Consider the following 14,097-nt stretch of genomic DNA (forward strand, 5'->3'; position numbering starts at 1 on the left):
TCCGGCTAGACCGCCAGCGCCACTTCGCCCGCCGTCCGGGTCCAGCCCAGCGCCGGCGCGACCTTCTCCGCGACCAGCTCGATCGAGCGCAGGACGTGAGGGTGCGGCGCATCGACCGAATGCACCTGGAAGACGAGATCGGTCACCCGTTCCAGCGTGGCGTCGGCCCGCAGCGAGGCAATGACGTGATCGGCATCGCCGACATGGGTGTCGAACGCAATGATCATCTCCTCCAGCGTCTCGCCGGGCTTGGCGTGACCGCCCTTCATGAATTGCGGCAGCGCACGGCGCAGCCCAATGTCTGCGAGCCGCATTGCCTCGCGATGATCGTCGGCGACGAAGACGCTGCGTGAGGCCATGATGCGCGGCTCGGCCCCCTTGGGCAGCGCGTCCAGATAGGCATCGATCACCGGATTCTGGATCTCGGCCAGTGTCGCCTTCGGCGCCTCCTTGGTCCGCGGCTGGGTGCGCGACAGCAACAGGCCATCGCCCGCTTTGCCGGCGCGCGCCCCGCCGGCCACCGAGAACGTCGCCTGCCAGATCCGCTTGTCCAGTTGCGGCCGTTGCGGATAGATCGTGTCGCCGCCCGCGAGCGGCTTGCCGACCAGCGCGGTGCGGACGACCTCGAGATTGCTGGCAAAAATCTCGTTGCGCTGGGCGCTGTCGAGGCCGAAGGCGGCAAACGCCGACGGATTGCCGCCGGTGCCGACGCCGAGCTCGAAGCGGCCGTTGCAGAGGAGATCGAGCACCGCGGCGTCCTCCGCCACCCGCACCGCGTTCTCTAGCGGCAGCGTGACGATGCCGGTGCCGAGGCGGATGCGCGAGGTTTGCGCTGCGACGTAGCCGAGAAAGGTGAAGGGCGACGGCAGGCCGCCCTCACGCTCGTGAAAATGATGCTGCGCGATCCACGCGGAATCGAGGCCCGCCTTTTCGGCGCGCACGATCTGCTCGGCCGCGAAGCGGTAGCGGTCCGCCGGCGGGGCCTCGTCGAGCAGCCGCGTGAAAAATCCCAGGCGTTTCAGGTTTGCAAAGCGCTTCATACGACCCCTGTCGGACGAGGATGGCCAGTCCGCCGATGATGTCGGTTACTGTTGCTCCAGACAAGCGGACATTGCGCAAGGCTCATACGCAGGGCTCATACGTCAGGCGCATACGTAAGGCGGCCCGCCGGGATCGATCGCCCTGCGCTGGGCTTTGCATGGGCAGACTGCCTACCAGCTCGGCAGCACCGCGCCCTTGAACTTGGTGAGGACGAACTCCTTCACTTCAGGCGTGTGGTAGCTGTCGACGAGGATCTTGACCCAGGGCTTGTCCTTGTCAGCCGCGCGCACCGCGATCAGATTGACATAGGGGCCCTTGGGGTCTTCGCGCAGGATCGGATCCTTGACCGGATCGAGTCCCGCCTGGGTTGCGTAATTGGTGTTGATCGCGGCGGCATCGACGTCGTCGAGCGCGCGCGGCGCCTGCGCCGCGTCGACCTCGATGAATTTCAGCTTCCTGGGATTCTCGGTGACGTCGAGCACCGTCGGCTTGAAGCCGACACCATCCTTCAGCTTGATCACGCCCTTATCGCGCAACAGCAGCAGCACGCGGCCGCCATTGGTCGGATCGTTCGGGATCGAGACCTTGCCGCCCTCGGGAATGTCGGCGAAGGCCTTATGCTTCTTCGAATAGACGCCGATCGGGAAGTTCACGGTCAGGGCGACCGACTCGATCTTGTAGCCGCGATCGGCCTTCTGGTTGTCGAGATAAGGCTGGTTCTGGAACGAATTCGCCTGGATCTCCCCGGCATCGAGCGCAGCATTCGGCACGACGTAGTCGGAGAATTCGAGCAGCTGGATGTCGAGGCCATTCTTCGCCGCGATCGGCTTCACCGCCTCCAGGATCTGCGCATGCGGCCCCGGCGTAACGCCGATCTTGATGGTCTCGGCCGTGACAGGGGCCGACCACAAGGCGAGCGCGGTGGACAGGATCAGGGGGAGGCGAAACGACATCTTGGACTCCATGGCACGGCGAGAATGATTGGAACCGTATTCGCTGCTCTGCAGGCCGAAATCAATGAAATGGAAATTCATATTGAGCTCCTGTCGCGGGCATGCTTTCTCCATTCGGCGGCAAACGCGAAACGAATTGACGGCGGCCGCGACGCCTTCCGCGTCCTTCACCGAGAAGGTCTTGCGCTGGCCGGCGCAGCCGAACAGGGCGCGCCAGCTGCTGGCTCGGGTCTTGCTGCTGTCGATGCCGGAGATCGGCGTGGCCGGCATCAGGCAGTGCCGGCTGTCCCTGGGCTCATGTGTGGCGATGTCGTGGCGGCTGCAATGAATCTCCGGCCGCCGCAACATCACGAAACTTGATGCGCCGGGAGTGACCGCGTTAGCGTTGCGGCGCGGCCTTAGAACTTCCCCAAGTTCAGTCAAGTACGCACTGGATCGTCGCCTGGGTTTCTCAGGCGGCGATCCAGGTCTCGGCCCACAGGGGCTCTCCACGTCGTCATTTCGTCGCAGGGCGGCCTTGCCGGCATTGCCGCCTCGCGCCTGATGCAACATGATGGTTGCCAGCGATGATTTGTCTTCGAGGTGGAGGGTCAATTGATGAACGAGAACGAAATCCGGGGTCTGGTAGGACAGGTGAAGCAAGGCACGCTGTCGCGACGCTCGTTCATGCAGAGGGTGGCCGCGCTCGGGATCGCGGCCCCGATCGCGAGCCAGATCCTGGTCTGGCACGACGTCGCGATGGCGGATGCCACGCTGCCGTACAAGCCGACCAAGGCCGGCGGCGGCGGCCCGCTGAAGCTGCTGTTCTGGCAGGCGCCGACCCTGCTCAATCCGCATTTCGCGATCGGCACCAAGGACCAGATGGCCTCGCGCGTGTTCTTCGAGCCGCTCGCCGGCTGGGACAGGGAGGGCAATTTGATCCCCTGCCTCGCCGCCGAGGTCCCGACCAAGCAGAACGGCGGCCTTGCCGCCGACGGTACGAGCGTGATCTGGAAGCTGAAGCAGGGCGTCAAGTGGCATGACGGCAAGCCCTTCACCGCCGACGACGTCGTCTTCACCTGGGTCTACGCCGCCGATCTCGCGACGGCGGCCTACACCACGGGATCCTACAAGGACATCAAGGTCGAGAAGATCGACGACCATACGGTCAAGGTGATCTTCAAGGCGCCGACGCCGTTCTGGGCCGACCCGTTCGTCGGCTCGGTCGGCCCGATCCTGCCAAAGCATCATTTCGGCGACTATACCGGCGCCAAGTCGCGCGAGGCGCCGGCCAATCTGAAGCCGGTTGGCACCGGCCCCTACAAATTCGTCGAGTTCAAGCCCGGTGACCTGATCCGCGCCGAGCGCAATCCCGACTATCACATCAAGAACCAGCCGCATTTCGACACGCTCGAGATCAAGGGCGGCGGCGATGCGGTCTCCGCGGCGCGCGCCGTGCTGCAGACCGGCGAATATGACTTCGCCTGGAACATGCAGGTGGAGGAGGAAGTCCTCAAGCGCATGGAGGCGAGCGGCAAGGGCAAGCTCGACATCACGCCCTCCGGCAATGTCGAGTTCATCATCCTCAACACGACCGATCCGTGGACCGAGGTCGACGGCGAGCGTTCGAACGCCAAGACCAAGCATCCGACGCTGTCCGACCCGGCCGTGCGCCGGGCGATCAACCTGTTGATCGACCGCGATTCGATCCAGAAATTCATCTACGGTCGCGGCGGCATCGCCACCGCGAGCTTCGTCAACGCGCCCAAGCAGTTCAAGTCGCCCAAGCTGAAATACGAGTTCAGCATCGACAAGGCCAACAAGGTGCTCGACGAGGCCGGCTGGAAGAAGGGCGCGGACGGCTTCCGCGAGAAGGACGGCAAGAGGCTCAAATACGTGTTCCAGACCTCGACCAACGCGCCGCGCCAGAAGACCCAGGCCATCATCAAGCAGGCCTGCGAGAAGGCCGGCATCGAGATCGAGATCAAGGCGGTCACCGCCTCGGTGTTCTTCTCCTCGGACGTCGGCAACCCCGACACCTACTCGAAATTCTATGCCGACATGGAGATGTACAACACCACGCAGCCGCAGCCCGATCCGGAGCGCTTCCTGAACCAGTGCGTCTCCTGGGAGATCGCCACCAAGGAGAACAAATGGCTCGGCCGCAACATCTCGCGCTGGTCCGATCCCGAAGCCGACAAGGCCTACAAGGCCGCGCAGAACGAGCTCGACCCGGCCAAGCGCGCCGCGCTGCTGATCAAGGTCGACGAGATCTTTTGCGAGGCAAACGTCTTCCTGCCGCTGCTGTCCCGCAACGTCGTCAACGCCCACGTCAATAGCCTCGTGATCGACATGTCGGGCTGGGACGTCACGACGTGGAATTTGGCGGCGTGGTATCGGGTGTGATCCATTGTCCCGGACAAGCTGCAACGCGCAAGCGTTGCAGCGCCGAGCCGGGACCCAGAGGCGCTACGGTACAATGCGGCGACATGGGCCCCGGCTCAGCAGCGCACCGTCGAAGAGACGCTGCGCTGCGTCCGGGGCACGAGCGGAATGGTAACGCTTCGCAAGTGCTCTACCCATCCTCCAGTCCCGAGCCCTCACGCATCATCCTCCCAATGTGTGCTTCAGATCACAGCCGAATCGCGCGCCCTCGCCTATAAACACCGTGCATGGCCGCAAACAAGGTAACGGCGGTACGCGTAAGGCTGCGGAGGCAATCAACAGCTACGGACTTTTCGAGGCCGCCAGGGTGAGGAACCCGGCGGCCTTTTCTTCGTCGCAGGGCGACACTATTGCAACGCAGCACTACTGCTATCGCTTCGAGGACGAGTCGGAACCTTTCCGTTCTTCGCGTTCGTCCTCGATCTGCCGTTCCGCTTCGAGCCAGAACTCCAGCTCGCGATCGGCCGGCCGCCCAGCCTGCTCCCAGAGTTCGTAGGCGCGTGCGCGCACCTTGCCGCGCCGCATCATGCGACCGAGCTTTCGCTTCAGCTCCTCGGCAAAGCTTCGGAAGCGCTGCCCGGTAGATTCGTCCCTGACGAGCGCGGCCGCTCGCGTTGCGAGTTCGATCTGGTGCTCTAGCTTCTTCTGCTCGTCCACCGCCGACACTGCCGTGGCAAAGGAATATCTTCAGGGCCCGTGCGTTCAGACACTGAATTCCCGTCCGTGATGGTCTGTTCCCCAAGGTGCAGCTCGCATCGCCGCGCTGTTCGCTCCAGGCCCTGAGCGGATGGTTTTCGCAGGCCCATCCCGGACCCCGGCAGAATGGGCAGGCCTTGTCGGTCACAGCGCATCCGGCGTCCGCAACGTGTTGGACTTGTCCTCGTTGCGCAGTTCCTGCTCGGCGGCCTGCCAGAACTCGTCCTCGCGGCCTTCAGGCTTGCCGGCCTGCTCCCACAGGCGGTGCGCGCGTTCTCTGATCTCTTGCTCGGTCGGGTCGGACACTGGCGCCTCCTCTCGTGGCGCACGGCCCACCCTGGGGGGCATGGGGGCTTTGGAGGCGGGCCGTGCAGGCCAGCAATCGACGGCGACTCTGGCCCGCTGATTCAAGCGCCGGCGATGCGCGGAAGTTCCTAGTCGCGGGTGAGCGCAGCGACGCAGGGCCCGCCAGTATGGCAGCGCGCCAGGCCCTCTCCTTATAAGCATTCTAAGCAACAGGCCGCTCGCTGCCAGACCATCACTGATATGAAGAGCGGACCGGACCTTTGGTCCAACCCGCCTGAAGTCAATCACCCCCTTCGTGAGCCGCATGATACCGGCGAGTCAAACTGTCCAAGGAAGCTCCGAAATCGTCATGACGGGACGTGACCAATATCGCGCGCGCGTCTTTCGTCGGCTTGTCATCCTGGCGCTTCTCAGCCTTGCGCTTTGCATCAGCATCGCGTGCGACATGGCGCTCGGGCCGGCCAACTATGCCCTGCGGCAAGTGCTGTCCGCCATCTTCGATCCCGCCGGCGCGGAGGCTCAATTGCACGTCGTCATCTGGGATATCCGAATGCCGATCGCGTTGATGGCGGTCCTCGTCGGCGCCTCGCTATCGGTCGCCGGCGCCGAGATGCAGACGATCCTCGCCAATCCGCTGGCGAGCCCGTTCACGCTCGGCATCTCGGCGGCGGCAGCCTTCGGCGCGGCCCTTGGCCTCGTCGGCGGGATCGCGCTGTTTCCCGGTGCGGTCGCGTACATGGTCCCGGTCAATGCCTTCATTATGGCGATGGCGGCCGCCCTGTTCATCCACCTGGCCTCGACCATGCGCGGCGTCAGCGTCGAAACGATCGTGTTGCTCGGTATCGCGCTCGTGTTCAGCTTCAACGCGGCGCTGTCGCTGCTCCAATACCTGGCTTCGGAGCAGGCCCTTGCGGCGGTGGTGTTCTGGACCATGGGAAGCTTCGCCAAGGCGACCTGGTCCAAGGTTGCGATGATCCTGGCGCTGCTGGTCCTCGTCGTGCCATGGCTCATGAAGGACGCCTGGGCGCTGACGGCGTTGCGGCTCGGGGACGACAAGGCCGCGAGCATGGGCGTCAACGTGCGCACACTGCGCCTGCGGGTGATGATGCTCGTCAGCCTGCTCACGGCGATCCCGGTGTCCGTCGTCGGCACGATTGGATTTGTCGGCCTCGTCGGTCCCCATATCGCACGCATGATCGTCGGAGAGGACCAGCGCTTCTTCCTGCCGGCCTCGGCGATCAGCGGCGCTCTGCTGCTGTCGGGCACCTCCGTCCTCAGCAAGACTCTCGTCCCCGGCCTGATCCTGCCGATCGGCATCATCACCGCGCTGATCGGGGTCCCGTTCTTCTTTGTCCTGATCTTCGGCAGCAGGAGGCGCGCATGGTAGCCTTGGCGCTCCAGGGCGTCGGGGCCTCCTACGGCAAGACGAGCGTGCTGGCCGACGTGACACTGGCTGAGCTGCGAAGCGGCACCGTCACGGCGGTGATCGGCCCGAACGCGGCCGGCAAGTCGACCTTGTTCAAGCGGATCGCCGGACTGATCAAGGGGCCGGGATTGGTCGAACTGTCCGACACCGCGCGCGGACCGCAGGCGATCTGCTACATGCCGCAGGACACCGGCGCGAACGCGGTTCTGACCGTCTATGAATCGGTGCTGCTCTCGGCCAAGCAGGGCAGCAGCTGGCGCGTCAGCGACGCCGAGCTTGCGCAGATCGACGGCCTGTTGAAGGCATTGCGAATCGACAATCTGGCGTTTCGCGGCCTCGGCGAGCTCTCCGGCGGCCAACGCCAGCTCGTTTCGCTGGCACAGGCGCTGGTCCGGAGCCCGGAGGTCCTGCTCATGGACGAGCCGACCTCGGCGCTGGATCTGCATCGACAAATCGAGGTGCTGGGTCTCGTCGGCGATCTTGCCAAGCGCAACGGAATGATCGTCATGATCGCGATCCACGAGCTCAATCACGCGCTCCGCTACTGCGAGAACACGATCGTCATCGCGCACGGCAAGATGGCGGCGAGCGGGGCGACGGCCTCGGTCATCACGACCGAGATGCTGCGCAACATCTATCGGATCGATGCGCGCGTCGAGACGTGCTCGCGCGGCACGCCGTTCGTCGTCGTCGACGGCCCGGTCTGAGGCGACGCCGAGGCGCGGAGTCCGCGCTCAGACGGAAGGCGCGGCTCCGACGAAGCGGAGCGCCTGGCACAGCATTGCCGTGACGATGGTTGCATGATCGTCGTTCTCGCCGAGCTCGAAGCGCACGCCGGCCAGCGCGCCGAAGACGGCCCCGACCTCGCCTGAGATTTCGCGCGCATTGTCGATCATGCGGCGAACCTGGCGGATCTCGTGATAGCGCGCACTGAAATTTTCCCGGGCCTGCCACGGCGCAAGCTGCTGCTCCCAGCGCCCGACCGCAGTGTAAAGCCGGATTGGACGCACGAGGGCGCTCGCCGCGGCCAGCGTCCTCGACAGGCCGGCCCTGTCCCACCAGATCGACGGGCTGAAGCTGATATAACCGTTGAACATGTCCGGCCGTTGCGACAGCAGGTCCAGCACAAAATAGCCGGCCAGGGAGTGCCCCAGAAGGATGCGGCGGTCCGGATCGACGTCGAGCCAGGCCTGGATATGCGGCAGCAGCTGATTGCGGAGGAAGCGGACATAGGCGGCCTGGCCGCCGCAGGCATCCGTCGCCTTGTCCGGAAACATACCGGCATCCGCAGGCCCGCGGGTGAAATCGAGATGGCGGCGGTCGACATTGTATCCGGTCGTATTGGGATAGCCGATGCCGACCACGATCGAGGGAACGATGCCGGTGGCCATCGGACGCCGGGAGACGCGCCGCACGGTCTCGGCGACAGTGATGAAATCCGAATTGCCGTCGAGAACATAGATGACCGGAAAGCCGCGAGCCGGCCGCTCGACCTCCGGAACATAGACGAAGATCTCGTAGCGCAGACCGGTTTCCGTCGCGCGCAGCGCGAACGTCCGGCAGCCCGGCATCACGAGCGCTTGCAGCGCCCGCATGTCCTCCGCGTCGCTGTCCGTCGGCACGCGCTCTGACGTGTTTCTCAGCGCCTTGTCATGCATGCAGCGTCGCACCTCCATCGACATAGAGTTCGGCCATGGTGATGTGCCCTGCCTTCTCCGACAGCAGGAACAGCACCGCGTTGACGACGTCCTCCGGCGTGGCGAGCTTGCGCAGCGGAATGCCGGTCTTGAAATTGGCAAGCGACCCTTCGATCACCCGCTCGCCGCCGCGCGCGTCGCTCCACATGCCGGTCTGCATCGGCGTCAGCGTCGATCCCGGCGCCACGATGTTGCAGCGAATGCCATATTCGGCCAGTTCGAGGCCGAGGCAGCGGGTGAACATGGTCGCCGCCGCCTTCGAGGCGGCGTAGGCCGCCATATCCTTGCGCGGCACGCCGGCCGCATTGGAGCTGACGGTGACGATGCTGCCCTTGCCGCGAGGCGCCATGTGGCGAGCGAGCGCACGCGAGACGTGGAAAACCCCGCCGGTGTTGACGGCGAAGACGCGCTCCCATTCGGCATCGCTGGTGTCGACCACCGCAGTCGTCGACAGCACGCCGGCGATATTGATGCCGAAATCGATACCGCCGCATCGAGCGGCGGCTTCCTGGATCAGGCGTTCGACTTCGGCGCTATCAGTCACATCGAGCGGACGCGGCAGGAGATTGCCGCAGGCAAGCTCCGCCAGCGCGTCCACCGCGAGATCGGTGGCAATGACGTTCGCTCCCTCCCGCAACAGCGCCTTGACCATGGCAAGCCCGATCCCGCCGGCCGCGCCGGTCAGGAACGCGGTCCGGCCTTCGAAGTCGCTCACGATGCGCCTCCTTTCCCGTCTGCCTCGCGCGCCAGCAGCGCAGCTTTCAAGGCCGGCGCGAGATGGCGCACGGCTTCCGCACCGATCATGTCGGCATGAACGAGGGGCACGTCGTGGATATCGAGCGATCCGACGTAGGGCATCCAGCTTTCCGGCCGCAGGCGCGGGCCGTTCTGGTTCTTGGCGGCCCGGAAGTGCAGCACCGGCCCATCGTAGCGGCGATGACGGTGGCCCCGCACCAGGCGATTGTTCACGGCGACGACGCGCACCATGCCGTCGAGCGCCGCCGCGGGCAGCCGACCGAGCGGACTTCCGCTTTCGGCGAGAAACGCCGTGACTGCCTGACGCGTCAGCGGCAGATCTGGCAACGCATCGGGATCGTAGCCGCCGATCGCGAGCAGCGCCTTCAGCGCGGCCCCCGGCCCCGGGTCCGGCTCATCGCGCCAGCAATCACAGGGATAGGCATCCAGCATGGCGACGACACCGACCTCACGCCCCGTCTCCGCGAGGTGAACCGCGATGGCCTGCGCGAGGATGCCGCCGACCGACCAGCCGATGAGGTGGATCTTGTCGCGGTCTGCAATGAAGGCGATGCGACGCGCATAATCGCGCGCCATGTCGTCGAAGCTTTGCGGCGCCTGCGCCTCCGGATCGAGCGCCAGGGCCTGAACGCCCCAGGCAGGCCTGTCGGCGCCGAGCGCCCGGGCAAGGCCGTTGTAGCACCAGCTGAGCCCGCCGGCCGGATGAAGCATGAAGACCGCCGGCCGGTTCGGATCGGCCGCGTTCAGCCTGAGCAGCGGCTGCAGGCCCGTCCCCTCGCCCGCTGTCCCCCGATCCAGATATTGGGCGAGCCTGCCGATGGTGGAGTGCTCGAACAGCACGCCGATGCCGGGCTCGTGGCCGGTCGTTTCGCGCAGGCACAGCAACAGCTCCACGGCCAGGAGCGAATGGCCGCCGAGATCGAAGAAATCATCGTCGACCTGCAACGGCCCCTGCGTCTGCAAGACCCGCGCGAACAGCATTGCCACCAGCTTCTCATTGTCGGAGGCAGGCGCCCGGCCGCGACCGCCTGCGAAGACCGGCGCCGGCAGCCTTGCGCGATCGAGCTTGCCATTGCCGTTCATCGGCAAGGCGTCGAGCACGACGACAGCCGATGGCACCATGTACTCCGGCACGAGGCGTCCGGCATGGGAGAGAATGTCATCCTCCACGTCGCTCTCCGCCTCGCCGCGCTCGAGCGTGGCGTAGGCAACGATGCGCTTTTCTCCCGCCCGATCCTCATGCAGGGCAACCACCGCCTGCGTTACCGCCGGATGGGACAGGATCGCGGCTTCGATCTCGCCGAGCTCGATGCGCAGTCCGCGCAGCTTGATCTGATGATCGGAGCGTCCGAGATAGAGGATGGCGCCGTCGCCGCGAACGCGCGCCAGATCGCCGGTGCGGTACATGCGCTCTCCCGGACGGAAGGGATCGGCGACAAAGCGTTCCGCCGTCAGATCGCTCTGGCCGAGATAGCCGCGCGCCAGTTGGACGCCGGCGAGATAGAGATGCCCCTCGACGCCGACCGGGACAGCGCGCAGATGGTCGTCGAGCACGTAAAGGCGCGTATTCCAGACCGGATAGCCGATCGGGACCGGGCGGGAGGAATCGCCGGCGGCAGCCGGCCAATAGCTGACATCGACCGCGGCTTCCGTCGGGCCATAGAGATTGTGCAGCTCCGCCGTCATGCGCGCGTGAAACCGATCGCGCAGATCGGCCGTGAGCTCCTCGCCGCTGCAGAAGACCCGCTTCACCGAAAGCCCGTGCGAGCTCGGCTCGGCGAGAAAGGCCGACAGCATGGACGGCACGAAATGCAAGGTCGTGATCTTCTCGTCGCGAATGAGCCGCGCGATCGCCCTCGGATCCTTGTGCATATCCGGCGGCGCGACCACCAGCCGTCCGCCGCAAAGGAAAGCGAGGAAGAACTCCCAGACGGACACGTCGAAGGTCATCGGGGTCTTTTGCAGGATGACGTCGTCCGCCCCGAAATCGTAATGCTGCCGCATCCATTCGAGCCGGTTGACGATCGCCGCGTGTTCGACCATCACGCCCTTCGGCTCGCCAGTCGAGCCCGACGTGTAGATCACATAGGCGGCGCTGTCGCCGGCGGTCGGCGCAAGGCCGCGACCGTGCGGCGCGGTCGGCCAGTCCGTCGGCGGCAACGTCTCGAGCCCAGCCAGCGGCGGGCTGTCCCCGGTGCCAAGGACGAGAGCCGGCTGCGAGGACGCCAGGATCCTGTCCAGCCGCTCGCGCGGATGAGTAAGGTCGAGCGGCATGTAGGCCGCGCCCGCCCGCAGGATTCCGATCAGCGCCACGACGAGGTCGAGCGAGCGCGGCAGGGTCACGGCGACGATCGCATCGCGCCCGGCGCCGCGCGCGGCGAGCGCCTCCGCCAGCGCTGCGGTACGGCGATCAAGCTCGGCGTAGGTGAGAGTCCGGCCATCGAAGCTGAGCGCAGGCCTGTCGGCGAAGGTCGCAAAGCTGTCGTTCAGCAGCTGCGACAGCGTCCTGTCGGTGACCGGATGCGCGGTATCGTTCAGTTGCTCGAGCAGCCAGCGACGCTCCTCATCCGTGACCGTCGCGACATCGCGCAAGGGCCGCCCCGCAAGCGCCGCCTCGACGGCGGCGCGGACGAAAGCCGCAAGCCGCCTGGCGTGGCTCTCCGCCTCGCCCTCTCCGTAAAGAAGCGGATTGGTATCGACCTCGAGGCTAAGGCTGTGCGCGACCGCGTCGCCGCGAAAAGTGAAGGTGAGATCGTCGACCGGCCCGGTTCCGAGAACGGTCAGCCGCGTGTCGAGGCCGGCCAGCCTGGGCGGTGCATCGAAGGGCAGGATGTTGACGAGCGGGCCGTAGAGCCGCCGTTGACCGCCAACCAGGCCGAGATCGCGACGCATCTGTTCGCCGCGATAGCGGCCGTGGCGGCGATCGCGCGCGATGCGTCCGGCCGCCTGCGCCAGCCATCCGGCCAGCCCGGCCTCTTCATCGACGACGAGACGCAGCGGCAAGATGTTCATCAGCATCGTCGGGACGCGGGCCGCGGCCGAGCCGAAACGCCCCATGAACGGCACGCCGATGGTGACCTCGTTGCGCCTGACGTGGCGGGCGACATAGGCGCCCGTCAGCGCCGTCAGGATATCGGCCCAGGACAGTCGCGTTGCCGAAGCAAGCCGGAGCAGGCTGCGGCAGATATCCGGTTCGACCCGGCTTTCGACATGGCCGTAGGATGATGCGGAACGCGCCAGCCCCGGCGCCAGGCCGGTGACCTCGGCCATGTCCTGCAGGGCATCGCGCCAATAGGCCGCATCCCGCACAGCCCGCTCCGATGCGCGATAGGCGCTCTCGTCGTCGAGAGCGACCGCGTGATGGGTGAGTGGCGCACCGGGCGGCTCGTCGGCGACGGAGGCGTTATAGAGATCCGCAATGCGCTGCGTGACGAGGCCCGTCGCAAAACCGTCGGTCACCACGTGATGCATGCGCTGATACCAGATGAAGCGGTCCGCGCCGAGGCGAAACAGCACCTGGCGCGCGAGCGGTCCGCTTGCCATGTCGAGCGGCGTGGTCATGTCCCTCTGCATCGCCGCAAGGGCCACGCTCCTGGAATCGTCGCATCGGGAAAGGTCTTCGATCTGAAGCAGCGGCCGATTGCACTCCTCCACGATCTGCATGTCCTGGCCCGCGATGCGGACGGCGAGGCTGTCCGCCTCCATCGCGACCTGGCAAACCGCGCGCTCGAACGCCGCCACATCGAGCCTTCCGCCGATTTCGACGAAATGCCCCGTGTTGAAGACGGGATTGCCGGGATCGATGCCCTGCGCGAACCAGATGCCGGACTGAGCCTGCGTCAAGGCGAGCCCGCGCACGGGCTGGTCGGGAACGGATCTCGCGGTCCGTGCCGTCATGATCGCGCCTCCATGATTGCGTCCATGCGTTGGCGGGCAAGCTGCCACCAGCCGGCCAGCGTCGGACGCTCGGCCATGCGAGCGAAATCGAGATGCACCCCCCGCTCCTGCCAAAGCAGCACGAGATTCATCGCGCGCATCGAATCCAGCCCGAGATCGGCCAGATTGTCATCCTCGCCGATCTCCTCCGGATCGATATGGATCAGCGCGGCGATGTCCCGGCGCATGAGATCGCGGCTGAGAAGGATCGTCATGCGGCGACCCTCCGCTCCATCGCGGAGACAAGGGCATCGACCGACAAGGGGATACCGCAGGTGGCGGCGACATAGTCCAATGCCATCTCGTGGCGCTCGCGCGAGAAATCGGCGACCGCATCGGCGGCGAAGAACGGCTTGATATCGCGCTGGAATGCCTCGCCCGCCGTCATCAGGCAGCCGATATGCGCGTAGATTCCGCTGATGACCAACTGGTCGCGGCCGCGCACCTGCATGACGTGGGCGAGATTGCTCATCTGAAAGGCGCTATAGCGATGCTTGACGAAAACGATATCGCCTGCCGTCGGACGCAGCGGATCGATGATCGGCTGATGGTCCGGCGTGTTGCTCATCCCGGCCCCCCAGAGATCGGCCTGCAGTCCGCGGTCGCGGCGATCCTGGTTGCCGGTCTGCGCGGTGTAGAGCACCGGCATGCCCGCCGCCGACGCTGCCGCCTTCAGGCGCGCGATGTTGGCGATGACGGGGGTAATCGGAGAGGCGTCCGGCACGAAAGCGCCGACGAAGTAGTTCTGCATGTCATGGATCAGCAGCGCGGCCCGGCCGGGATCGAATGCCCATCTGGCGCGCGCGGCGGGAATTTCCGCGACGGTAGGAAGGTTGTAATTCGCTATTCTCGGCAGCCCCAC

Annotated in this window: 12 protein-coding genes; 3 read left to right on the plus strand and 9 right to left on the minus strand. The window is 65.8% G+C overall.

All coding sequences use genetic code 11. The annotated features are described in order from the left end of the window. Window positions 1-5 precede the first annotated feature (5 nt). Complete coding sequence (locus AC066S_RS23760) at window positions 6-1,040, minus strand: putative FMN-dependent luciferase-like monooxygenase (protein WP_126255006.1); 1,035 nt, start codon at window positions 1,038-1,040, stop codon at window positions 6-8. A 171-nt stretch (window positions 1,041-1,211) separates the two neighbouring features. Further along, entirely contained in the window at window positions 1,212-2,006 is a 795-nt protein-coding gene (locus AC066S_RS23765; RefSeq protein WP_135168807.1) for a MetQ/NlpA family ABC transporter substrate-binding protein, read from the minus strand. Window positions 2,007-2,591: 585 nt separating this feature from the next. On the opposite strand from AC066S_RS23765, the gene AC066S_RS23770 reads away from it, so the two are divergent. Further along, window positions 2,592-4,379, plus strand: coding sequence for a peptide ABC transporter substrate-binding protein (locus AC066S_RS23770; RefSeq protein WP_126255003.1), 1,788 nt, complete (start codon window positions 2,592-2,594; stop codon window positions 4,377-4,379). A gap of 408 nt (window positions 4,380-4,787) precedes the next feature. Here the strand turns inward: AC066S_RS23770 and AC066S_RS23775 are convergent, their stop codons facing one another. Together AC066S_RS23775 and AC066S_RS23780 are read right to left on the minus strand one after the other, a co-directional pair. After that, entirely contained in the window at window positions 4,788-5,075 is a 288-nt protein-coding gene (locus AC066S_RS23775; protein ID WP_478270736.1) for a DUF2934 domain-containing protein, read from the minus strand. A 183-nt stretch (window positions 5,076-5,258) separates the two neighbouring features. After that, the gene (locus AC066S_RS23780) at window positions 5,259-5,462 is read right to left on the minus strand and encodes a DUF2934 domain-containing protein (RefSeq protein ID WP_478270737.1); all 204 of its coding nucleotides are present in this window, start codon (window positions 5,460-5,462) and stop codon (window positions 5,259-5,261) included. Window positions 5,463-5,769: 307 nt separating this feature from the next. On the opposite strand from AC066S_RS23780, the gene AC066S_RS23785 reads away from it, so the two are divergent. Together AC066S_RS23785 and AC066S_RS23790 are read left to right on the plus strand one after the other, a co-directional pair. Beyond that, entirely contained in the window at window positions 5,770-6,807 is a 1,038-nt protein-coding gene (locus AC066S_RS23785) for a FecCD family ABC transporter permease (RefSeq protein ID WP_126254999.1), read from the plus strand. Further along, window positions 6,801-7,553: an ABC transporter ATP-binding protein gene (locus AC066S_RS23790; protein ID WP_478270738.1), complete on the plus strand. Its 753-nt coding sequence runs from the start codon at window positions 6,801-6,803 to the stop codon at window positions 7,551-7,553. Before AC066S_RS23785 ends, AC066S_RS23790 begins: the two co-directional genes overlap by 7 nt. Before the next feature lie 27 nt (window positions 7,554-7,580). Here AC066S_RS23790 and AC066S_RS23795 read toward each other — a convergent pair whose 3' ends face one another. The 5 genes from AC066S_RS23795 to AC066S_RS23815 are packed head-to-tail and all read right to left on the minus strand — an operon-like array spanning window position 7,581 to window position 14,097. Beyond that, window positions 7,581-8,504 (minus strand): alpha/beta hydrolase, encoded by a 924-nt coding sequence (locus tag AC066S_RS23795; protein WP_478270739.1) that lies wholly within the window; start codon window positions 8,502-8,504, stop codon window positions 7,581-7,583. Further along, the gene (locus tag AC066S_RS23800) at window positions 8,497-9,258 is read right to left on the minus strand and encodes a 2,3-dihydro-2,3-dihydroxybenzoate dehydrogenase (RefSeq protein ID WP_478270740.1); all 762 of its coding nucleotides are present in this window, start codon (window positions 9,256-9,258) and stop codon (window positions 8,497-8,499) included. Before AC066S_RS23800 ends, AC066S_RS23795 begins: the two co-directional genes overlap by 8 nt. Continuing rightward, window positions 9,255-13,196 (minus strand): amino acid adenylation domain-containing protein, encoded by a 3,942-nt coding sequence (locus AC066S_RS23805; RefSeq protein ID WP_478270741.1) that lies wholly within the window; start codon window positions 13,194-13,196, stop codon window positions 9,255-9,257. Before AC066S_RS23805 ends, AC066S_RS23800 begins: the two co-directional genes overlap by 4 nt. Continuing rightward, window positions 13,193-13,450: a phosphopantetheine-binding protein gene (locus AC066S_RS23810; protein ID WP_164718290.1), complete on the minus strand. Its 258-nt coding sequence runs from the start codon at window positions 13,448-13,450 to the stop codon at window positions 13,193-13,195. The genes AC066S_RS23805 and AC066S_RS23810 overlap by 4 nt, the downstream gene beginning before the upstream one ends. Further along, window positions 13,447-14,097: an isochorismatase family protein gene (locus AC066S_RS23815; protein ID WP_478270742.1), complete on the minus strand. Its 651-nt coding sequence runs from the start codon at window positions 14,095-14,097 to the stop codon at window positions 13,447-13,449. Before AC066S_RS23815 ends, AC066S_RS23810 begins: the two co-directional genes overlap by 4 nt.

Source organism: Bradyrhizobium sp. CFUWI, assembly GCF_056429085.1.

What these genes read in the sequence shown, in the direction of transcription:
- AC066S_RS23760 (WP_126255006.1), bottom strand. Translation starts at nt 1,040, where the DNA reads ATGAAGCGCTTTGCAAACCTGAAACGCCTGGGATTTTTCACGCGGCTG.
- AC066S_RS23765 (WP_135168807.1), bottom strand. Translation starts at nt 2,006, where the DNA reads ATGGAGTCCAAGATGTCGTTTCGCCTCCCCCTGATCCTGTCCACCGCG.
- AC066S_RS23770 (WP_126255003.1), top strand. Translation starts at nt 2,592, where the DNA reads ATGAACGAGAACGAAATCCGGGGTCTGGTAGGACAGGTGAAGCAAGGC.
- AC066S_RS23780 (WP_478270737.1), bottom strand. Translation starts at nt 5,462, where the DNA reads ATGCCCCCCAGGGTGGGCCGTGCGCCACGAGAGGAGGCGCCAGTGTCC.
- AC066S_RS23785 (WP_126254999.1), top strand. Translation starts at nt 5,770, where the DNA reads ATGACGGGACGTGACCAATATCGCGCGCGCGTCTTTCGTCGGCTTGTC.
- AC066S_RS23790 (WP_478270738.1), top strand. Translation starts at nt 6,801, where the DNA reads ATGGTAGCCTTGGCGCTCCAGGGCGTCGGGGCCTCCTACGGCAAGACG.
- AC066S_RS23795 (WP_478270739.1), bottom strand. Translation starts at nt 8,504, where the DNA reads ATGCATGACAAGGCGCTGAGAAACACGTCAGAGCGCGTGCCGACGGAC.
- AC066S_RS23805 (WP_478270741.1), bottom strand. Translation starts at nt 13,196, where the DNA reads ATGACGGCACGGACCGCGAGATCCGTTCCCGACCAGCCCGTGCGCGGG.
- AC066S_RS23810 (WP_164718290.1), bottom strand. Translation starts at nt 13,450, where the DNA reads ATGACGATCCTTCTCAGCCGCGATCTCATGCGCCGGGACATCGCCGCG.